The sequence below is a fragment of the Thermosipho sp. 1070 genome, assembly GCF_001682135.1.
Classification (GTDB): domain Bacteria; phylum Thermotogota; class Thermotogae; order Thermotogales; family Fervidobacteriaceae; genus Thermosipho; species Thermosipho affectus.
On sequence record NZ_CP007121.1, the window covers coordinates 185,179 to 207,128 of the forward strand.

Genomic DNA, 21,950 nt, shown 5'->3' on the forward strand with positions numbered 1-21,950 from the left:
CAACGACGCCTCTTCACGAGGCGAATTTTTTTATGGAGGTGTTTGATGTGGTAATAGGTATTGTGGGTGCAACCGGCGAAGTAGGCAGAACCATGATAAAAGTATTGGAAGACTTCAAAATACCCGTAAAAAAACTAAAATTATTTGCTTCTAATAAATCCAAGGGGAAGTTTCTTGAATTTAACGGCAAAAAAATAAAAGTAGAAGAATTAACAGAAAAATCAATGAAAGAAAAATATGACTTTCTTCTCTTTTCAGCAGGAAAAAATATCTCCACACATTTTGCACAAATTGCAGCCAATCATGGAAATATAGTAATTGATAATTCTTCAGCATTCAGAATGGTTCCAAACATTCCGCTTGTCGTCCCAGAAATAAATGGACATCTGGTAAAAAACTACAAAGGTATTATTGCAAATCCAAACTGTTCAACTATACAAATGGTTCTTTCAATACACAAAATTCATGAATTTTTAAAAATAAAGGAAATATATGTTTCAACTTATCAGGCTGTATCAGGTGCCGGACATAAAGCATTAAAAGAATATTTAAACCAAATTAGCGGTAATAACGAAAAAAATGTATTTCCAAAACAAATTGCTCACAATGTCATCCCCGTTATCGGAAACATATTAAATGACAATTTTTCTGAAGAAGAATACAAAATGATAAATGAAACCAAAAAAATATTAAACGACAACTCTATAAAAATATATCCTACAACCGTTCGGGTTCCTGTAAAATACGGACATTCTGAATCTATAATCATCAGAACCGAAAAAAAGTTTAAAATATCACAAATAAAGGAACTTCTTTCAAAATCGGAAAATGTAATATATACCGAAGATCCAACAACTCCTTTAGATGTAGAAGGAAAAGATATAGTATACGTTTCACGACTTAGACAATTTGATGACTATACATTTTCAATATGGAACGTTGCAGACAACATAAGAGTGGGCGCAGCCACAAATGCGATTCGAATATTAGAGGTGATGAGAAAATGAAAAAATACACTGCAAATGGTAATTCTTTTGTACTATTTGATATTTCAAAAACCAGTATTTCAGATAATGAAAAGAAAAAATGGGTTTTGGAAAACTGTAAAGATAGAGATGGTGCTTTATTCGTAGAGAAAAGAGATGGAATATATTATATGGATTATTTTAACAAAGATGGAAGTAGAGCACCATTTTGTGGGAACGGAGCAAGGGTTTTCTTTTATTATCTACAAAACGAAAAAAAAGAAAATGTATCAAAATTTCTAACCGATGCCGGATTAGTTTTTGGAAAAATATACAACGGAAAAATACTAATTAAAATGCCAAAGCCTTCTATTGCACAAAAAATAAAAATTGAAAACTTTAGCGGATATCTTCTAAAAGTAGGAGTACCACATTTTGTTACGTTTGTAGATAATGTAGACAAAATAATGATCAACAATATTGGAAAAAAACTAAGAAAAAAATTAAACGCAAACATTAATTTTGTACAAAAACTTTCAAAAAACACAATAAAAGTTAGGACATTTGAAAGAGGGGTTGAAGGAGAAACATTATCGTGTGGAAGTGGCTCAACGGCATCAGCGATTATATTAAATGAAAATAAAGTTAAAGTAATAACAAAAGGAGGCATATTATACGTACATATTTTAAATGATGGTTTTTACCTTGAGGGAGGTGTGGAAAATGTTTAGTGGAATCGGAACTGCTATTATTACACCATTTGAAAATGGTGAAATAGACTTTAAAGCACTTGAAAAACTTCTTAAAACTCAAAGCAACATTGATGCCATTGTGTTACTGGGAACAACGGGTGAAGCTCCAAACATATCAATAGAAGAGAGAAATAAGTTAATCTCCTTTGTTAAAAACTTTTATCCAAATAAACCATTAGTGGTTGGAGCTGGGACAAACAGTTTAACTCAAACCTTGGAATTGACTAAAAATGCCGAAAAAAATGGTGCAGATGCATTACTTATTGTCACACCTTACTACAACAAACCCACTCAAGAAGGATTATATCACTATTACAAATATATCTCAGAACATACAGATTTAGAAATAATAATATACAACGTGCCCAGTAGAACAGGTGTAAATATTTTACCTGAAACAATATACAATCTTGCAAATGATTGTAAGAATATTGTCGCACTGAAAGAAGCAAATTCATCTTTTGATCAAATTAACAAAGTGATGCTTCTTAAAAACGAAAACTTTAAGGTGTTTTCCGGTAATGATGACACATCATTCCAATTTCTAGTAAGTGGTGGTGATGGTGTCATATCTGTTGCATCAAATATTATTCCAAATCAAATGGTGGAAATGTTTAAATTAATTAAAACAGGAGAAATAAAAAAAGCAAGAGAATTGTTCTACAGATACTACCCCCTTTTTAAAGCCCTATTTGTAGAAACAAACCCTATACCGGTAAAACTTACCTTAAGTCTAATGGGATTAATTAAGAATGAACTAAGACTTCCACTTTATCCTGCAAAGGAAGAAAGCAGAAAAATTTTAGAAAAAACATTAAGGGAGTGTAATTTAATATGAAATATGGCGTTATAGGTTACAAAGGAAAAATAGGAAGACTAATAACCAAATTATTCAACGAGAAAGGACATACCCCTGTGTTATACGTGGACAAAAATAGTATAAAACAAACAGACATTCCTGAGATAATAATTGATTTCTCTTCAAAAGATGCGTTGCCACATACTATAGAACTCTGTATTAAAAATAGCGCTAACCTCGTCATTGGAACAACTGGTCTTTCAAATGAAGATATATCATCCTTAAAAGATCTTTCAAAAAAAGTTGCAATCTTACAATCATATAACTTTTCATTTGGAATAAATATAATTGTAGAAATTCTTGAAAAATTCAAAACACTTTTTAGTGATTGGGATTGTGAAATCTTTGAAATACACCATTCTGAGAAAAAAGACAAACCTTCTGGTACAGCCTTTATGCTTGAAAAAGCTATCAACAGAAAAATAAATATAACTTCCGCAAGAATAGGAGGAATACCTGGAGATCATACGATTTTATTTGCAAATCAAGGAGAATTAATTTCAATATCACATAGGGCAATTTCCAGAGAAGTATTTGCCCTTGGTGCACTCAAAGCTTCTGAATGGTTATTAAGTAAAAAGAAAGGTTATTATACCTTTAAAGACGTAATAAAGGAGGGATTAAAGTGAATACACAGGAAATAATAGATCTTATCTCTAATTCAAAGAAAAGGACCATTACAAAAGCATATATATCTGGTAACTTAAAAGACATAAATTTTAAAAGTGTTGAATTTGTAGGCACCGAATCATTTGGGATAATATTTGGAGACTACGAGGAAATAGAAAAAATTGTAAAAAATCCTGCAATAAAAAAATTCAAAACAGAAATCTTCTCAAGAAACTCAGCCATTCCTCTTGCAAATTTAACGAAATACAATGCAAGAATTGAACCAGGAGCAATAATAAGAGACATGGTAGAAATAGGTGATGGTGCAGTAATTATGATGGGAGCTGTAGTCAATATAGGTGCCCAAATCGGAGAGAAAACAATGATAGATATGAATGCTGTTATAGGAGGTAGGGCAATAATTGGGAAAAATTGTCACATAGGTGCCGGCGCTGTAATTGCCGGTGTAATAGAACCGCCAAGTGCAAAACCTGTAGTTATAAAAGATAACGTTATGATAGGCGCAAATGCAGTAGTTTTAGAAGGTGTAGAAATAGGTGAAAATAGCGTTGTTGCAGCTGGTGCTGTGGTAATAGATGATGTTCCTCCAAACTCAGTTGTCGCTGGAATTCCAGGGAAAATAATTAAAAAAGTTGATGAAAAAACAAAGGCAAAAACACAAATTGTTGAAGGTTTAAGAAATATGAGGTGATTAGATGGTTGTTGTTCAAAAGTATGGAGGATCATCTGTTGCAGATAAAGATAAAATACTAAACGTTGCAAAAAAAATTAAAGCACGAATTGAAAAAGGTGATAAAGTTATAGTAATAGTTTCTGCAATGGGGAAGACCACTGATAATTTAATCAACCTAGCAAAATCTATAAGCAATAAACCGCATCCTAGAGAGATGGACATGCTTTTAACTACAGGGGAACAAGTTTCAATTGCTCTACTTTCAATTGCTTTGAATGAACTTGGAGTAAAAGCAAAATCTTTCAACGCTTTTCAACTTAACATCTTAACAACACATGAGCACACTAAAGCAAGAATTAAAGATATAAACTCTAGCAAAATACTAAAAGAACTTAAAAAAAATGCCGCTATTATAATAGCAGGTTTTCAAGGTATCACAGAAAGTGGTGATTTGACAACTCTCGGCAGAGGGGGTTCAGACACAACCGCAGTTGCAGTTGCGGGGAAATTAAATGTCCCTTGTGAAATATACAGCGACGTTGATGGAATTTATACATGTGATCCAAGAATCATACCAAATGCAAAAAAAATTTCTTACATAACCTACGACGATATTCTAGAATTATCTTCTCTAGGGGCAAAAGTTCTCCATTCAAGGGCAGTAGAACTTGCAAAAAAATACAATGTTAAATTATACTGTGCCTCTTCATTTTCAAACAAGGAGGGAACATGGGTGGTTAACAAAATTCCAGAATGGCTTGAACAACCCGTAGTAACAGGTGCAACAATTGAGAAAAATCAAATAAAAATTACACTAAGTAATTTGCCAAAAAATGAGACTCTCATAGAAAGAGTTTTTAAAGTCTTAAGTGAAAAAAATATTAACATAGATATGATATCCATGTATTCAGATGAAAAATATTACCATCTCTCATTCTCCATATTAGATGATTTAAAAAAAATTATAATAGATGCCATAAAAGAAATTGATAGTTCTCTAAATATAACCTATCAAGGACCCTTTGACAAAGTTTCAGTAGTAGGCGTAGGCATGAAATCCAGTCCAGGTGTTGCAGCAAGATTTTTCAAAACAATTTCAAAGATAAATGCAAAACCTGAATTGGTAACTACTTCGGAAATTAAAATATCCGTTCTAGTTCTAAAGGAATTTTCGCAAATTCTGTTAAATGCATTAGCAGATGAATTTTCACTAAAGGAGTGAAATTATGTTTATTTCAAATACATACAATAGATTTCCTATAAAAATTAAAAAGGCAGATGGGATATGGATTTTTGATGATAAAGGAAACAAATATCTTGATACTTTTTCCGGTATAGGTGTAACATCTTTTGGACACTGTAATGAAGAAATTTCTAATGCAATAATAGAAAAATTACAAAAATATAGTCATATATCAAATTTTTTCCTAGATGAAGATGCAATAGAAGTTTCAGAAAGATTGGTAAAAGAAACCGGTAAAAACGGAAAAGTATATTTTTCAAACTCAGGAACAGAAGCAAATGAAGCAGCACTAAAAGCTATTAAAAAAACAAAAAAGGGAGCTATAATCTCATTTTTTGGAAATTTTCACGGTAGAACAATAGGCTCTCTATCAATAACCGGTTTTCCAAATATAAGAAGTAAATTTTTACCATTACTTAACAACGTTATCTTTCTACCATTCAACGATATAAAATCATTTAAAGATGTTTTTAAAAAACAAGAAGTATCTGCTGTTTTTGTGGAAAGTATTAGGGGAAGTGGGGGACTTGATACATTAACAAAAGAATTTGCAGACACAATTATGGAATACAAAGAAAAATTTGATTTTATCTTGGTCACAGATGAAGTACAGAGTGGCCTTGGCAAAACTGGTGAATTTTTTTCGTACAAACACTTTAACTTAGAACCAGATATAATTACAGTTGCCAAGTCTCTTGGAGGGGGACTCCCTTTAGGTGCAACCATTTTTACAGGTAATTTTTCAGACATCTTCTCACCAGGAGAGCATGGTTCAACCTTTGCACCAAATCCACTTGCACTTGCTGCAAGTAAGGTTGTTTTAAAAAAAATAAACCAAAATTTATTACTTAGCGTAAAAGAAAAAGGATTGTATTTAAAAAGACAACTTTTAAATATTAAAAATGTAAATAAAGTAAAAGGTTTGGGGTTAATGTTAGGGGTTAAAGTAGATGTAAAAGGAGATATATTAAAATTAGCATTAAAAGAAAATCTATTGTTAAATGTAGTGAAAAACGATACAATTAGATTACTCCCACCTTTAAACATTACATATAAAGAAATAGACTTAATGGTTTCAAAGCTAAAAAAGGTTTTAACATCAAGATGATTTTTTACAAACCGAATTCTTCCTTTGTATTTAAAACTTTTATCCAAAACAAAAAAACTATGTTATACTAATTACAAAGAAAACGTGGAGGGATAAAATGAAAATACCACTCTCAAATGCATACATTGAAAAAGACGATATAGAAGAAGTTTTAAACGTTTTAAAAAGCAAAAGACTTGCACTGGGGCCATATATGGAAAAGTTTGAAAACATCACTAAAAGCTACGTTAAAAGCAAATTTGCCATTGCAGTAAGTAGTGGAACAGCCGCCTTGCATTTAATTTTAAAATCTCTAAATTTTAAAGAAAAGGATACACTTTTAGTTCCTTCCTTCACTTTTATCTCTTCTGCAAATGTAGCGTTATACGAAAAAGGAAAGGTCCATTTTGTTGATATAGAAGGCGATACATTAAATATCTCGCCAAATGCTCTAGAAGAGGAAATTGTAAAATTAAAAAAAACAAATAATGGCAAATTGTTTTTCATGGGAGTCGACATTTTCGGACATCCACTTGACTGGGATAAAATCATCAAAATATGTGAAAAACACGATGTAACAATAATAGAGGATTCTTGTGAAGCCTTGGGAAGTGAGTACAAAGGAAAAAAATGTGGTACCTTTGGAATAGCAGGTACTTTTGCTTTTTACCCAAATAAGCAAATTACAACTGGCGAAGGTGGAATTATTGTAACAAATGATGAAAAAATAGCAAGACTCGCGAAAGCCATGAGAAACCAAGGAAGGACTTCCAAAAAATGGCTTTCACATGAGTTATTGGGGTACAATTACAGATTAGACGAAATGTCCTCCGCATTGGGATATTCACAAATGAAAAAAATAGATAAAATCATAGAAATGCGCAACAAAATTGCACAAAATTATAAAAAACTTCTTAATTTCGTTGAAACTCCAACAACAAAAGAATACACCACAAAGATGTCATGGTTCGTATATGTTGTAAAGCTTCCAAAAGAAATAGATTTAAACAAAGTTATTACATTTATGAAAGAAAATGGTATCGAAACGAAAAATTATTTTGCACCTGTACATCTTCAACCACTCTACAAAGATTTAGGGTGGAAAGAAGGAATGCTCCCAGTAACGGAAAATATATCAAAAAGAACGCTCGCTATTCCCTTTCACAGTAAATTAACCCTTGAAAAACAAGAAAAAGTTGCATTTTATCTAAAAAAAGCTATAGAATTATTCACCTAAAGGAGGATAAAATGTGATTTACATACTCATATCTTCTATCCTAACATCTCTTGCAATGCCTGGATTTTTGTGGGGAGGATTGATTTGGTTTTCACTTATACTCTTTTTCAAAGGACTTGAAAACAGAAAGATGGCTTTCTTGTATTCTTTCCTTTTCCATTTCATACTTTACTTCATATCTTTATATTGGGTAATCCCCGTACTTACCAAAAATCTTCCAGAATTTTTTGGTAGGTTTTCTTCATTTACGGGTTTTTTAGTATTTATCTTACTCTGTACAATTGAAGCTTTTCCATTTCTAATATTTGGAATCTTCTATGGATATTTTATCGACAGAATTAAAGGAATTGTTCCAAAAGCTATATTTGTTTCTTCAGTATACTCTATAATGGAATTTTTAAGGGGAATTGGTGATTTGGGATTTACAGGAATAAGGCTTTCCGATGCACTATTTAAAGATATTGGAATAATCCAAATCACCTCCGTTGTAGGAACAATAGGTCTTACCTTTCTAATTGTACTCGTTAATTTTTTTCTATATTACAAAAAATTTTCACCTTCTAAGATAATTATAACCTTATCCATTATATACTTTATAAACTGGTTGATTTTCACATCTCTTCCCGAAAATAAAGCTAATATCCCATTAGTTGCATTACAAACTAACGTGGAACAAAAGGTAAAATATCTAAAAAACGAAAGAGAAATTTTAAAAGAAATAACAAAATTTAAAACTCCAAATTATTTACATATCTTTCCAGAAGCAGTATTTCCAGAAAAAGACATTAGAAATACCTATATTGAAGACAAATTAAAAAATATCAGTATGGAAAAACCTATAATCTTAGGATTTCCAACAATGGAAAACACTCCCAAAAATAGTGCTGTGGTCTATTACAAAGGAAAAATTGTTGGAAAATACGATAAAATTAAGCTTTTTCCATTCGTAGAGTTTTTACCATACGAAAAAATATTCAAAAAATTCCAATTTTTAAGAGGAATATCTTACTTTTCAAAGGGAGATAAATATACAACTTTTAAAATAGAAAATTATCCAGAATTTGGAATTCAAATCTGTTTTGAAAGTTATTTCCCAGAAATCTCAAGAAAATTATCAAAAAATGGCGCACAATTTTTAATTGTTATCACAAACGACGGGTGGTATAAATTTACCACCGCACATATACAACATTTCTCAAAATCCGTATTTAGGGCTATAGAAAATAGAAGATACGTTATCCAGGTGTCAAACACTGGTATAACTGGAAGCATCGATAAATACGGAAGAATAACTAAGGTATTTCCTACCATGACTGAAAAAGTAGGAATCTTTAACGTAAAAAAAAGTAATACAACAACTATTTATCAAAAATTCGGTGATTGGTGTGTTATCATGTTTTTAATAAATTCAATAGTAATTCCAATCGCATACAAAAAAAGAAAAACTAGTATAAAAGGAGGAAAAATATGAAAAGGTTACATCCAAAGGTGTTTAAAATTCCAATAGATAAAATTCGTATGGGATACTATTCTGATAAGTATTTTACAAGGTATGTTGAAATTTTAAAAAAAGATAACCATCATCCAACTGTATATTACCAATTCTTTCCAAGGCAAAATGCGACTATTTGTGGAATTGACGAAGCACTTGCAATACTTAAATTCTGCACAGGCTATTATAAAGATGAAGAAAAAGCAAGAAAAATATTCTCAGAAATGCTCCAATTGGACAAACAAATGCAAAATCTAACAATTGAAGGAAATGTAAAAGAAATAATAAAGCTTACAGAAAAGAAATGGAATTTGAGGCTTAAATTAAATGAACTGTGGATAGATAAATGGGATGAAATAGAAGTGAAAGCTGTATATGACGGAGATGATGTAAAAGAAGGAATGCCTATCTTAACCATAGAAGGTGATCCTACCTACTTTGGTTATCTTGAAACTATATTATTAGGGGTAATTGCAAGGGCTTCAAGTACAACAACTGCCGTAAAAAAAGTTGTCAAAGCAGCAAATGGAAAACCCATACTCTTTTTTAGTGCAAGGTTTGATCATTATTGGGTTCAAGCAACAGATGGATATGCTGCGCTAAAAGCAGGTGCTTTTGGAGTCTCAACCGATGCAAACGCCGATTATTGGGGAATCGAATCCATGGGAACAATACCCCACGCCCTCATTGCTGCATATAACGGTAAAACAGACATTGCATCTATTGCATTTGACAAATACATGCCCGAACACGTAAACAGAATTTTTCTAGTTGATTGGGATAATGATGTTATTAATACTACCTTTGAAGTGGTAAAAAGCTTCTATGAATACGTAACAGGCAAAGAATTTATTTTGGGAAAAACAGACCCTGCACCGATTATAGGGGAAGGAAAAAATAAAATCTGGGGTGTAAGATTTGACACTTCTGGTAATTTAAGGGACAAATCTGTTGTTCCAAAAGATGAAAATTCATTTGGAGTTTGTCCTGAACTTGTTTGGAGGGCAAGAAAAGAATTTGACAAAGTTGGTCTTAACAATTTAAAAATCGTAGTTTCAGGTGGATTTGACGAAAATAAAATAGAGTTGTTTGAAAAATTAGACGTTCCAGCCGATGTCTACGGTGTAGGTTCAAAGCTTTTGAAGAAAAAAATAGATATAACGGCAGACATAGTAGAGGTAAACGGAAAACCATGCGCAAAAGTTGGTAGGTATAAAATGGATAATTCTCATTTACAAACAGTATCCAAAAAATTTTGGGAAAACGAACATTAATTCAAATAACATAAAATAATTTCAATAATTGGTATTGAATAATATTATTTGAATTTTTACACCTAAAAAATTGGTGTTACAATAAACTCGGAGATGAGATTATGTGGAAAAAAATAATTGAGATAGATAGTGAAATTAACGCAAAACTAGTTGAAGGATGGTTAAAAAGTAACGGTATTCCCTGTATAATCAAAGCAGAAGCAGAACCATTTCCAAAAGCTTTATTCGGCTCATCGGCATTTTTCGCAATCTTTGTACCAGAAAGTGAATTAAAAAAAGCAAAAGGAATAATCAATCTCAATATAAAGGGGGAAAAGAACATGAAACGCACACCATTACACAATGAACATTTAAAATTAGGTGCTAAAATGGTCGAATTTGCAAATTTTCAAATGCCCATCCAATACTCTGGTATAAAGGATGAAGTTCTTGCGGTAAGAAACAATGTGGGGATGTTTGACGTATCACACATGGGGGAGGTAATAGTGGAAGGTCCACAATCAACAGATTTTGTGAATTTTCTCATCACAAACGACTTTGAAAATTTAAAACCCGGTGAAATAGTTTATACAGCAATGTGTAATGAGAAAGGCGGATTCGTAGATGATCTACTTGCATATAAAATTTCAGAAAATAAAGCAATGTTGGTTATAAACGCAGCAAATATAGAAAAAGATTTTAACTGGATGAAAAAAATTGCAGAAAAATTTGATGTAACACTAGAAAACAAATCAGATGATTACGCATTAATTGCTGTTCAGGGACCAAAAGCACAGGAAACTTTACAAGAAATTGTAAATCTAAATCTAGATGATATTGGATACTATACTTTCTCTTTTGGAAACATACTAGGTACAGATGCTATCATATCAAGAACCGGTTATACAGGAGAAGACGGATTTGAAATATACACAACAAATAAAGACGGGATTGTAAAAATATGGCAAAAACTTTTGGATATGAAAGTAACACCAGCAGGTCTTGGTGCAAGAGACTGTTTAAGGCTCGAAGCCTCATTATTACTATACGGGAATGATATGGACGAAACGATTACTCCACTCGAAGCTGGAATAAAATGGGCCGTAAAATTTAACAAAGATTTTATGGGAAAAGAAGTGCTGCAAAAACAATTAGAAGAAGGGCTAAGTAGGCGCCTTAAGGGTTTTAAACTTATTGATAAAGGTGTTGCAAGACATGGTTACAAAATTTTCAAAGAAGGAAAGGAAATTGGATACGTTACAAGCGGAACTTTCTCTCCAACGCTAAATCAAGCAATTGGCATGGCCTTAATTGAAAAAGGTCATAAATCTGGTGAAGTAATTGAAATTGAGATTAGAAATAAATTAGTAAAAGCAGAAATAGTTAAAATGCCATTTTATAGAGGCAGTGTAAAAAATAAAAAGAAAGGATGATTGTGTATGCACAGATACATACCACACACTGATGAAGAAATAAAGGAAATGTTAAATGAAATCGGCGTAAAATCTATAGAAGATTTGTATATAGATGTCCCAAAAACTGTCGATGATTACAATCTAGAAAGTGAAAAAGACGAATTTACCGTAAAAAGTGAAATATTATCACTTGCAAAGAAAAATAAAGTATTTAAAATAGAAAACATCTTTGCCGGTGCGGGTATTTATGCGCACTACATTCCGACCGTAGTTGAACATCTTGCAAATGATCAAAGATTTGTAACAGCATATACACCATATCAAGCAGAAGTTTCACAGGGCACATTACAAGCACTGTTTGAATATCAAACAATGATGTGTGAATTAACAGGTATGCAAGTGGCAAATTCTTCCATGTATGATGGAGCAACTGCTCTTGCCGAAGCTATGTTAATGGCTGTAAGGGTTAGTAGAAAAAATAAGATATTAGCCGCCAGTTCTATTAATCCAGAGTATTTACAAACAAGCAAAACATATTGTACTCCGCAAAACATAGAAATTGAAGAAGTAAAATGGAATGATAACGGCACTTTGGATATTGAAGATCTAAAATCTAAGATAAGTGATGAAACTTCTGCGGTTGTAGTTGGATATCCAAACTTCTTTGGAATTATTGAAGATTTAAAATTAATAAAAGAATCTATTCCGGAAAAAACACTGTTAATCGTCGTTAGTGAACCAGTATCTTTAACTATATTAGAATCTCCCGGAAAGCTTGGCGCGGATATAGTAGTAGGTGAGGGACAATCGCTTGGCGTAACTCCAAATTTCGGAGGACCTGGAATTGGATTTTTTACTACTCTTGAAAAATACGTCAGAAAAATGCCCGGAAGGATTATAGGTCAAACAAAAGATGTAGATGGAAAAACAGGATATGTGATGGTACTTCAAACAAGGGAACAACACATTCGTCGTGAAAAAGCTACATCAAATATTTGTTCAAATCATGCATTAATAGCACTCATAAATGCTATATATTTATCAACTATGGGACCTGAAGGATTAAGAAAAGTCGCAAAAATGTCGTACAACGCAGCACATTACTTTGCAGAAAAATTAAAAGAAAAAGGATATTCCCTCATATTTAACGGTCCTTTCTTTAATGAATTTGCATTCGACGCAGGTGAAAATTATTACGAAAAATGGAAAAAATTAGCAGAAGAAGGTTTCTTAGGCCCTCTACCATTGGTAAAGGTACTTCCCAATTTTAAAAATTGTGCACTTGCATGTTGTACAGAAGTAAACACAAATGAAAGCATAGATAATTTACTAAAACATTTTTAGAATGGAGGGACTCAAATGACTACTATTTTTGAAATGTCAAAAAAAGGTAGAATTGCGTTTAAAATACCAAATAATAATATAAAAGATTATGAATTTGACTTTCCAGAACACTTACTTAGAAAAACATCGCCTAGACTTCCACAAGTAAGTGAATTAGATGTGGTTAGACACTATACCAATCTTGCTGCAAAAAACTACTCAGTTGATGTAGGATTTTACCCATTAGGTTCATGTACTATGAAATACAATCCCAAAATTAATGAGAAAATTGCAAATGACGAACACTTTTCAATGATACATCCATTTCAACCAATGGAAACGGCACAAGGCGCTCTTCAATTAATGTACGAACTAAAAGAAATGCTTTGCGAAATATCAGGAATGGATGATATGACACTTGTTCCATCTGCAGGAGCACATGGAGAATTAACTGGTATGTTAATAGCAAGGGCATATCATTTAAGTAGAGGTGACACAAAGAGAAAAAAAGCAATTGTACCAGACAGCGCTCATGGAACAAACCCTGCATCGGCAAGAATGGCTGGATTTGAAGTTATAGAAATAAAATCCGGTCCTGATGGAAGGGTAGATCTAAACGAGCTTAAAAAACAACTAGACGAAGAAGTTGCAGTTTTGTTATTGACCAATCCAAATACACTTGGTTTATTTGAAAAAGATATCATAAAAATTGCTGAAATGGTACACGAAAAGGGTGCACTTTTATACTACGATGGTGCAAACTTAAATGCAATCTTGGGACGAACAAGACCAGGTGATATGGGTTTTGATATTGTCCACTTAAATCTTCATAAAACATTTAGTACACCACATGGTATGGGTGGACCAGGTAGTGGCCCGGTGGGAGTAAAAAAACACCTTTCGAAATTTTTACCAGTACCTGAAATAATAAAAGAAAATAACACATATAAGCTAAATTACTCCAAACCAGAAAGTATAGGATTTATAAGAAGCTTTTTCGGGAATTTTTCCGTTTTGGTAAGGACATATACATATATAAAAACTATGGGAAAAGAAGGTTTAAAAAAGGTCGGGCAAATGGCAGTGTTGAATGCAAATTATCTAAGAAAAAAGGTATCAAAAATCATGGACATTGCATATCCAGGTCTTTGTATGCATGAGTTTGTATCCACATGTGAAAAATTAACAAAAGAAACAGGAGTCAAAGCGTTAGATATAGCCAAAAGACTTCTAGATTATGGAATCCACGCACCAACGATGTACTTCCCATTAATTGTACACGAAGACTTTATGATTGAGCCAACGGAAACTGAAAGTAAAGATACATTAGATGAATTTGCAAAAATACTTGGAAAAATCTTTGAAGAAGCGAAGCAAAATCCAGAATTAGTAAAAAATGCACCTTACACAACACCAATTAGAAGACTAGATGAGGCTACTGCTTCAAGAAAACCTATAGTAAAATTCAATTTTGAGGGGGAATAAAATGAAATTTTACCTTCCCACAAAGGTATTTTTTGAAGATGGTTATAAAGACTCTATAATTGAAATCGAAAAATTGGGAAATACCTTTTTAATAATTACTGGAAAAAGTTCGAAAAAAAACAAAAGTCTAGATGAATTAGTAGATGTTTTAAAAAAATTAAATAAAAAATTTGAAATATTTGATGAAACTTTGGAAAACCCTCCTAAAGAGATGCTTTATAAGATCATAGATAAATTTGGAAAAAATTGGGATGTAATTGTTGGCCTTGGTGGCGGCAGTCCAATGGATGCCGCCAAGGCTATTGCTGTTTTGTGTAAAAATGACATAAAAGTTGAAGATTTATACGATAACCTTAAATATAACAGCGCATCTAAAATTCTTTGTATTCCAACAACTTCCGGTACAGGAAGTGAAGTAACACAATACTCCGTTCTAACTATTAACAACGTAAAAAAAGGATTTAAACATGATGTTATATTCCCAAATGTTTCTATACTAGAACCAAAGTACACACTTACACTATCAAAAGAACTCACAATATCAACGGCATTAGACGCCTTATCGCACGCAGTTGAATCTTTTCTATCACTAAGAGCCAGTGAATTTTCAAAATTATACGCGCTAGAAGCAATAAAGCTAATAAAGCAAAACCTAAATAAGTTAGTTGAAGACTTGCAGAACTACGAGTTGAGAAAGAAAATAATGCTTGCATCATTTTATGCAGGTATTGCAATAAGTTTGACAGGTACCACTATTGCACACTCATTGGGATACTCACTAACCTCTGAAAAAGGAATAAAACACGGTCTTGCAACAGCTGTCTTTCTACCATTTGAAGTTAAAAACTCTGGTAAAGAAGAAGAAATTAAAGAAATTCTAGGCGACCCACTTGAATTTCTCAAATCTCTCAACGTTTCCATTGAATTTTCAATAGAAGACGAAGAAATTGAAAGGTGGTCAAATAGAGTACTCAATTCTTCACACGTAAAGGTTACCCCTGGAAACTATAACCTCAGCAAAATCAAAGAATCATACAAATGGGTAATTGAAAAATCCGGACTATATGGAGGTAGCAAATGAAGGTATTCTTGAAAAAGGATATAAAAAATAGAATAAAAAATGGGCACCCCTGGATTTATGAAAATGAAATTGAAAGAATAGAAGGAATCCCGGAAAATGGCGGTATTGTCAATGTATTTAACCATGAAAAATCGTTTCTAGGAAAAGGATACATTAATTTTAACTCTAAAATTAGAGTTAGAATTTTAACAAGAAAGGCAGAAACAATAGGAAAAAACTTTATCAAAAAAAGATTTTTAGAAGCTTTGGAGAGAAGGCATACAAAAGAAAAAAGTTTTCGGGTTATTTTCTCAGAAGCGGATAATTTATCTGGTTTAATAGTAGACAAATTTCAAGATTATATAGTACTTGAAATCAATACTTTGGGTATTGAAAAACTAAAAAATCATATATTAGATGTAATAATAGAACTTTTTAATCCAAAAGGTATTTTTGAAAAATCCGATAGTAATTCCAGGGAAAAAGAGGGATTAAAAAAATATTCCGGTTGGATATATAAATCTGGTCCCGAATTAATACCATTTGAACTAAATGATTTAAAGTTTTTTGCAGATACCCAAGGACAAAAAACTGGTGCTTTTCTTGACCAAAGACTAAATGTAAAATCACTAGAAAGATATTCCAAAGATAAAGTATGTCTCGATGCATTTTGCTATACTGGAAACTTTGGTATGCATATGTTATTGTACGGTGCAAAATATGTAACTTTTCTTGATTATTCACAACGCGCAATTGACATTGTAAATTTAATTGCAAAAGAAAATGGATTTAAAAACTATGAAACTATAGTAGGAAATGCTTTTGATATTTTAAAACAGTTTGACAAAACATCAAAGTACTTTGACGTTGTTTCGATTGATCCGCCTTCATTTGCCAAAAAAGGGAGTAATAAAAAAAGTGCACTTAAAGGATATAAAGAAATAAATCTCAGGGCAATGCGCATCCTAAAAAATCACGGTATTTTGGCTACTTCTTCATGCACACAAATAATCTCAGAGGAAGAATTTGATAATATAATATTTTCGGCAGGTATAGATACAAGCAGCATAACAAGAGTTATGCATAGGGGTGCTCAACCTTACGATCACCCATATGTATTAAACATCTTAGAAACAAAATATTTAAAATTCAGATTACTTGAAATTGAAAAGATTAAGGAGTAATACAATGAAAAAAATAATACTTTTTTTTCTTTTGACTATAACAATTTTGTTCTCGCAAACTTATATTTTAACCAATGACGGTCTATATAAATCTTTTGAAAAAGTACTTCCAGGTACATTTTCAGATCTCTTTCGTTATGACAATAACATCTATCTTGTCGGAAAAGACGAAATATTGAATATTCAAACAAACAAAAAAATCTATGTAGAATCACCCACTTACATTGGTGAAGGATATATTGTTTCAAAAGATAGACTTTATCATTTAAAAAATGATAAATTGTCTTTAATAAGGATAATATCAAATATTTCAAACCCACAAGTTTACAAAGATATTTTATTTGCCATAAATATGGGAAGAGTTGTAGCTTACAACAATGGAAAAATAATATGGACCCTTTCATATGATAAAGGAAGAATAAACAAAATAAGAATTTCAAAAAACATCCTTGCCGTATTTTCCACGTATAATCTTTCTCTTTTCGATATTTCCAATCCAAGGTACCCAAAATTTTTGAAAAAATTCAACCCAGTTAATGATTACACATACAATGGTTACCACGTGTTATTAAAAAATATGACTATTTCATTCTACGATGAAACAAATAAATTAGTATTTTCAAAAAAAGTAAATGGAAATAAAATTATTACAGACAGTGAAAATATAATTGTCGGGAATTACTTAATAACAAAAGATTTTAACATCACAACATACCCTTTTAAAATAAAGGCATTTGTAAACTTAAACGAAAATATAGAGGAAACCCAAACAAAATTTACCAAATTGTGGAGTATAGATCTTAATGCAGACATAACTGGGAGACCAGTTGCAATAAACGGTACTTTGTTTTTAGCAACCACAAGTGGAAAATTGTTCAAATTAAGTAATGGAAAAATACTGTGGAATTATCATTTGCCGTTTATAGTTACTGGACATTTAACCATTACCGAAAATGCGCTAGTAGTTCCTTGTTGGGATGATTTTCTTTATTCTTTCGATTTAAATGGGAATCTTATTTGGAAAACACAATTGGATTCAGATATCACACTAGGTGCTGCATACGATGGACAAATAATATACACCGTAACCGATGATGGACTTTTGTATGAAATCAAAGATGGAAAAATAATTTCAACTATGAAAGTTGGAAAATGGCCGATAAGTGGACCTTTTGTATCACTATCTGGTCAAATCTATACCGTAGATGGGATGGGATATTTATGGAAAAATGAAAAAAAGGAAAAGTTTATAGGTAACATAAAAAACTTGGCTTTTTCGTTGGAAAATCCACAAATTCCCTCTGAAAATTCTGTAATCTTAATAGACAAATCAAATAAATATGTATTTTCCAAAAACTTTTTCACAAAAAATGACGTAAAAATTCTAGACTTTGAATATGACATAATAGATAGTGTTATAGGTCAAAAATTCATATATATACTAACCGAAAATAACAACTTATACATTTTAGAAAAAAATAGCTTTAAAATTCTCTATAAAAAAACATATGAAAATTCAAAATTTATAATATTAGACAACATAGGAAATTTATACATAGTTGGAAAAACAATAACTGTAATTTCTACGAATGATTCGCCATCAACACCATGGAACAGTATCTTTAAAAATAACCTAAACTCATCGGCGGTTAATTATTGATATGATAATCGGTGCAAATGAATACGCTGTGGTAATACCCATAGTAAACAAAAAATATTTTTTATTCGAAGTACGTTCAAAAAAATTAAATACTCAACCAGGAGAAGTGGCATTCCCGGGTGGGAAATTAGAAGAAAACGAATCACCTAAAGACTGTGCAATACGTGAAACAATTGAAGAAATAGGTACAGTCCCAAAAATAATCAAAGATCTTCCAATGGTTGTTACACCTTTTAATATAGTAATATACCCATTTTTAGGTACCATCAATAGCAAAATTATGCGTAATAAATCAGAAGTTGACGCAATTTTTTTGGCACCAATTAAATTATTTGAAAAACCTTTGTACGAATATTACATAGATGTAAAGGTATATCCACCTACTAATTTTCCATTTCATTTAATACCAAATGAAAAAAATTACAATTGGAGACAAGGGAAATATAGAATCTTATTTTTCAAACACAAAGAATATATAATTTGGGGAATAACGGCTTTAATTGCACATGAGGCTTACAAAATATTAAAGGAGGAATCTATATGAAAGAAAAAATCATTCAAATTGTTGAAAAATTAAAACCCGAAATCATTACCTCAATGAAAAAATTTGTATCCATTAACTCTGTAAATCCTAGATCAGGTGGCCCAGGTGAAAAAGAAATGGCTGAATGGTTAGAAGACTTAATTAAAGATTGGAGCTTTGATTCTGTGGAAAGATACGATGCAAAAGATGACATAGTGCCATATGGATTTAGACCAAATATTGTGGCGAGAATAAAAGGAAGTGAAGGAAAAAGAACTATTTGGATTATAACCCACATGGACAAAGTTCCCGCAGGTGATCTATCATTATGGGAAAATGATCCATTTGATCCACTAGAAAAAGACGGAAAAATATTTGGAAGAGGTGCAGAAGATAACGGTGCATCTTTAATTGCATCATTATATGCTGCAAAAGCGATATTAGAACTCAAAATAAAACCCAAAGACAATATCGCACTTGCCTTTGTTTCAGATGAAGAAACAGGATCCGACTATGGTATAAAACACCTTTTAGAGCTTGGCTTATTCAATAAAAGCGATTTGTTTATAGTACCCGATGCCGGCGAACCCGACGGTTCATTTATTGAAATTGCCGAAAAATCCATTGCATGGTTAAAAATAACTACTTTTGGAAAACAAGCACATGCATCAAGACCAGATATAGCTAAAAATGCCCATAGGTTCGCTTTGAAATTCGCTTCACAATTGGATGAATATTTAAATAAAAAATATAACTTAGAAAATAAATTATTTGATTATCCGAAAAGTTCCTTTGAACCCACAAAAAAAGAAAATAATGTGGATAATGTAAACACTATACCGGGAACAGATGTCGTCTATTTTGATTGTAGAATATTACCAGAATATAACATTGAAGAAATCTTCGAGGATATAACCAATTTTGCAAATAAGTTTTCAAAAGAATACAATGTGGAAATTCACGTAGAAAAACTGCAATTTGAGCAAGCTGCACCACCCACTAATAAAGATTCAGAGATAGTAATAAAGTTAAAAAGTGCAATAAAAGAATTGAGAAATTTAGAACCAAAAGTTGGAGGAATAGGTGGAGGAACTTGTGCCGCTATAGTTAGACGTGCAGGCTTCCCCGCGGTTGTCTGGGCCACATTAGATGAAACGGCACACCAACCAAATGAATACGTGGTTATAAATAATTTAATTGAAGATACAAAAGTCTATACTTATTTAATGGCAAATTCTTAAAATTAAGGGGGGAATATTATGTCAAGGATTGTAAAAGCACCAAGAGGAACAAAACTTTCTTGTAAAAGTTGGCAAACTGAAGCACCTATGAGAATGTTAATGAACAACCTAGATCCAGAAGTTGCAAGAGATCCTGCAAACCTTATAGTATACGGTGGTACAGGAAGAGCCGCAAGGAATTGGGAATGTTTTGACAAAATAGTTGAAACACTGCAAAATCTAGAAATGGATGAAACACTTTTAATTCAAAGTGGAAAACCAGTTGCAGTTTTTAAAACAAGTGAATGGGCACCAAGAGTATTAATCGCAAATTCCAACCTTGTTCCCAAATGGGCAAATTGGGAATATTTTAGAGAATTAGAAAAACGTGGTTTAATTATGTACGGTCAAATGACCGCTGGAAGTTGGATTTACATAGGAACTCAAGGTATACTTCAAGGCACATATGAAACATTTTACGCAGTAGCCAAAAAGTATTTTAATGGATCACTAAAAGGAAAATGGGTATTAACTGCAGGTTTAGGAGAAATGGGAGGAGCACAACCTTTAGCTGTAACTTTAAACGATGGTGTAGTACTTGCCGTTGAAATAGATAAAAGAATGATTGAAAGACGTATTAAAACAGGTTATCTCGATACTTGGACTGACAACTTAGATGAAGCATTAAAATTAGTACAAGACGCCGTAAAAGAAGGAAAACCACTGTCAGTTGGTCTTTTAGCAAATGCTGCAGATGTGCATCCAGAACTTGTAAAACGTGGAATTATTCCAGATATAGTAACTGATCAAACAGCTGCGCATGATCCATTAACAGGTTACATACCACATGGCATGTCATTTGATGAAGCATTAAAATTAAGGAAAGAAAATCCACAAAAGTACCTTGAGTTAGTATACGAAAGCGTTGTAAAACATATAGAAGCAATATTGGAAATGCAAAAGCAAGGCGCAAAAGTATTTGAATATGGAAATAATATAAGAAGACTTGCATACGATCACGGAGTAAAAAATGCATTTAATATTCCAGGATACGTTCCAGAATACATAAGGGACTTATTCTCCGAAGGAAAAGGTCCATTTAGGTGGGCCGCTTTATCCGGTAATCCTGAAGATATTTACAAAACTGATAAAAAAGTATTGGAATTATTCTCTTACGATAATCACTTAAAAAAATGGATAGAACTTGCACAAAAAAAGATTAAATGGCAAGGGTTACCTGCAAGAATATGTTGGTTAGGTCAAGGAGAAAGAGCAGAATTAGGACTTGCCATAAACAAAATGGTACAAAAAGGCGAAATCGAAGCACCTATTGTAATTGGAAGAGATCATCACGATACAGGGTCAGTTGCAAGTCCATATAGGGAAACTGAAGCTATGAAAGATGGCAGTGATGCAATAGCAGATTGGCCAATTCTAAATGCGATGTTAAATGTTGCAAGTGGGGCAACTTGGGTATCTTTCCATCATGGTGGCGGAGTAGGTATTGGTTACTCATTGCACGCAGGAATGGTTATAGTAGCTGATGGTACAGATTTGGCACATAAGAAACTAGAAAGAGTTTTAACAAATGACGTTGGACTTGGTGTAGTAAGACATGCTGATGCAGGCTATGAAATAGCAATAAATACTGCAAAAAAACATAACTTGAAAATACCTATGCTTGATCAATAAAAAATCTTAGGTAACTGTGCACTGAACTAAAAAAACGATAAAAAAAGCACCCCCAAAATGGTTAAATAAAACTAAAAAGGGGGTGCTTTTTTTTAAACAGTTGAACTAAAAAGATGTGAAGAATACAAGAGAAGGTATAAAAATAAATTAGATGGCCTCGGTGGAGTGCTGAAGCCATCTAGTTTTGAAATTTTTTA

19 protein-coding genes are annotated in these 21,950 nt (G+C 32.2%); all 19 read left to right on the forward strand.

Annotated features, from left to right (window positions below; translation table 11 throughout):
* The first annotated feature begins 47 nt into the window (after positions 1 to 47).
* The 19 genes from Y592_RS00925 to hutU all read left to right on the forward strand — a co-directional run bounded on the left by Y592_RS00925 (position 48) and on the right by hutU (position 21,753).
* The gene (locus Y592_RS00925) at positions 48 to 1,007 is read left to right on the forward strand and encodes an aspartate-semialdehyde dehydrogenase (protein ID WP_075665209.1); all 960 of its coding nucleotides are present in this window, start codon (positions 48 to 50) and stop codon (positions 1,005 to 1,007) included.
* Positions 1,004 to 1,696, forward strand: a complete 693-nt coding sequence (gene dapF, locus Y592_RS00930) for a diaminopimelate epimerase (RefSeq protein WP_075665210.1) — start codon at positions 1,004 to 1,006, stop codon at positions 1,694 to 1,696. The genes Y592_RS00925 and dapF overlap by 4 nt, the downstream gene beginning before the upstream one ends.
* Positions 1,689 to 2,555 carry a 4-hydroxy-tetrahydrodipicolinate synthase gene (gene dapA, locus Y592_RS00935; RefSeq protein ID WP_075665211.1) on the forward strand — a complete coding sequence of 289 codons (867 nt, stop codon included), beginning with the start codon at positions 1,689 to 1,691 and terminating at the stop codon, positions 2,553 to 2,555. The genes dapF and dapA overlap by 8 nt, the downstream gene beginning before the upstream one ends.
* The gene (locus Y592_RS00940) at positions 2,552 to 3,205 is read left to right on the forward strand and encodes a 4-hydroxy-tetrahydrodipicolinate reductase (protein ID WP_075665212.1); all 654 of its coding nucleotides are present in this window, start codon (positions 2,552 to 2,554) and stop codon (positions 3,203 to 3,205) included. Before dapA ends, Y592_RS00940 begins: the two co-directional genes overlap by 4 nt.
* Positions 3,202 to 3,897, forward strand: coding sequence for a 2,3,4,5-tetrahydropyridine-2,6-dicarboxylate N-acetyltransferase (gene dapD, locus Y592_RS00945; protein WP_075665213.1), 696 nt, complete (start codon positions 3,202 to 3,204; stop codon positions 3,895 to 3,897). Before Y592_RS00940 ends, dapD begins: the two co-directional genes overlap by 4 nt.
* Positions 3,898 to 3,901: 4 nt before the next feature.
* Positions 3,902 to 5,101, forward strand: a complete 1,200-nt coding sequence (locus tag Y592_RS00950) for an aspartate kinase (RefSeq protein WP_075665214.1) — start codon at positions 3,902 to 3,904, stop codon at positions 5,099 to 5,101.
* A 4-nt stretch (positions 5,102 to 5,105) separates the two neighbouring features.
* Positions 5,106 to 6,230: an aspartate aminotransferase family protein gene (locus Y592_RS00955; RefSeq protein WP_088368820.1), complete on the forward strand. Its 1,125-nt coding sequence runs from the start codon at positions 5,106 to 5,108 to the stop codon at positions 6,228 to 6,230.
* A 97-nt stretch (positions 6,231 to 6,327) separates the two neighbouring features.
* Positions 6,328 to 7,446: a DegT/DnrJ/EryC1/StrS family aminotransferase gene (locus tag Y592_RS00960; protein ID WP_077287074.1), complete on the forward strand. Its 1,119-nt coding sequence runs from the start codon at positions 6,328 to 6,330 to the stop codon at positions 7,444 to 7,446.
* 13 nt (positions 7,447 to 7,459) lie between these two features.
* On the forward strand, positions 7,460 to 8,917 hold the full coding sequence (lnt, locus tag Y592_RS00965; protein ID WP_088368821.1) for an apolipoprotein N-acyltransferase: 1,458 nt from the start codon (positions 7,460 to 7,462) through the stop codon (positions 8,915 to 8,917).
* Complete coding sequence (locus Y592_RS00970; RefSeq protein WP_075665218.1) at positions 8,914 to 10,212, forward strand: nicotinate phosphoribosyltransferase; 1,299 nt, start codon at positions 8,914 to 8,916, stop codon at positions 10,210 to 10,212. Before lnt ends, Y592_RS00970 begins: the two co-directional genes overlap by 4 nt.
* Before the next feature lie 101 nt (positions 10,213 to 10,313).
* Positions 10,314 to 11,624 (forward strand): glycine cleavage system aminomethyltransferase GcvT, encoded by a 1,311-nt coding sequence (gcvT, locus tag Y592_RS00975; protein WP_075665219.1) that lies wholly within the window; start codon positions 10,314 to 10,316, stop codon positions 11,622 to 11,624.
* 6 nt (positions 11,625 to 11,630) lie between these two features.
* Positions 11,631 to 12,950, forward strand: coding sequence for an aminomethyl-transferring glycine dehydrogenase subunit GcvPA (gene gcvPA, locus Y592_RS00980; protein ID WP_075665220.1), 1,320 nt, complete (start codon positions 11,631 to 11,633; stop codon positions 12,948 to 12,950).
* A 15-nt stretch (positions 12,951 to 12,965) separates the two neighbouring features.
* Positions 12,966 to 14,414: an aminomethyl-transferring glycine dehydrogenase subunit GcvPB gene (gene gcvPB / locus Y592_RS00985; RefSeq protein ID WP_075665221.1), complete on the forward strand. Its 1,449-nt coding sequence runs from the start codon at positions 12,966 to 12,968 to the stop codon at positions 14,412 to 14,414.
* A gap of 1 nt (position 14,415) precedes the next feature.
* Complete coding sequence (locus Y592_RS00990) at positions 14,416 to 15,495, forward strand: iron-containing alcohol dehydrogenase family protein (protein ID WP_088368822.1); 1,080 nt, start codon at positions 14,416 to 14,418, stop codon at positions 15,493 to 15,495.
* The gene (locus Y592_RS00995) at positions 15,492 to 16,658 is read left to right on the forward strand and encodes a class I SAM-dependent rRNA methyltransferase (protein ID WP_075665223.1); all 1,167 of its coding nucleotides are present in this window, start codon (positions 15,492 to 15,494) and stop codon (positions 16,656 to 16,658) included. The genes Y592_RS00990 and Y592_RS00995 overlap by 4 nt, the downstream gene beginning before the upstream one ends.
* Before the next feature lie 4 nt (positions 16,659 to 16,662).
* Positions 16,663 to 18,318 carry an outer membrane protein assembly factor BamB family protein gene (locus Y592_RS01000; protein ID WP_075665224.1) on the forward strand — a complete coding sequence of 552 codons (1,656 nt, stop codon included), beginning with the start codon at positions 16,663 to 16,665 and terminating at the stop codon, positions 18,316 to 18,318.
* A 1-nt stretch (position 18,319) separates the two neighbouring features.
* Positions 18,320 to 18,862, forward strand: a complete 543-nt coding sequence (locus Y592_RS01005; RefSeq protein ID WP_075665225.1) for an NUDIX hydrolase — start codon at positions 18,320 to 18,322, stop codon at positions 18,860 to 18,862.
* Positions 18,859 to 20,082 carry a M20 family metallo-hydrolase gene (locus Y592_RS01010; protein ID WP_088368823.1) on the forward strand — a complete coding sequence of 408 codons (1,224 nt, stop codon included), beginning with the start codon at positions 18,859 to 18,861 and terminating at the stop codon, positions 20,080 to 20,082. Before Y592_RS01005 ends, Y592_RS01010 begins: the two co-directional genes overlap by 4 nt.
* An 18-nt stretch (positions 20,083 to 20,100) precedes the next feature.
* Positions 20,101 to 21,753: a urocanate hydratase gene (gene hutU / locus Y592_RS01015; protein ID WP_075665227.1), complete on the forward strand. Its 1,653-nt coding sequence runs from the start codon at positions 20,101 to 20,103 to the stop codon at positions 21,751 to 21,753.
* The last annotated feature ends 197 nt before the right edge of the window (positions 21,754 to 21,950 follow it).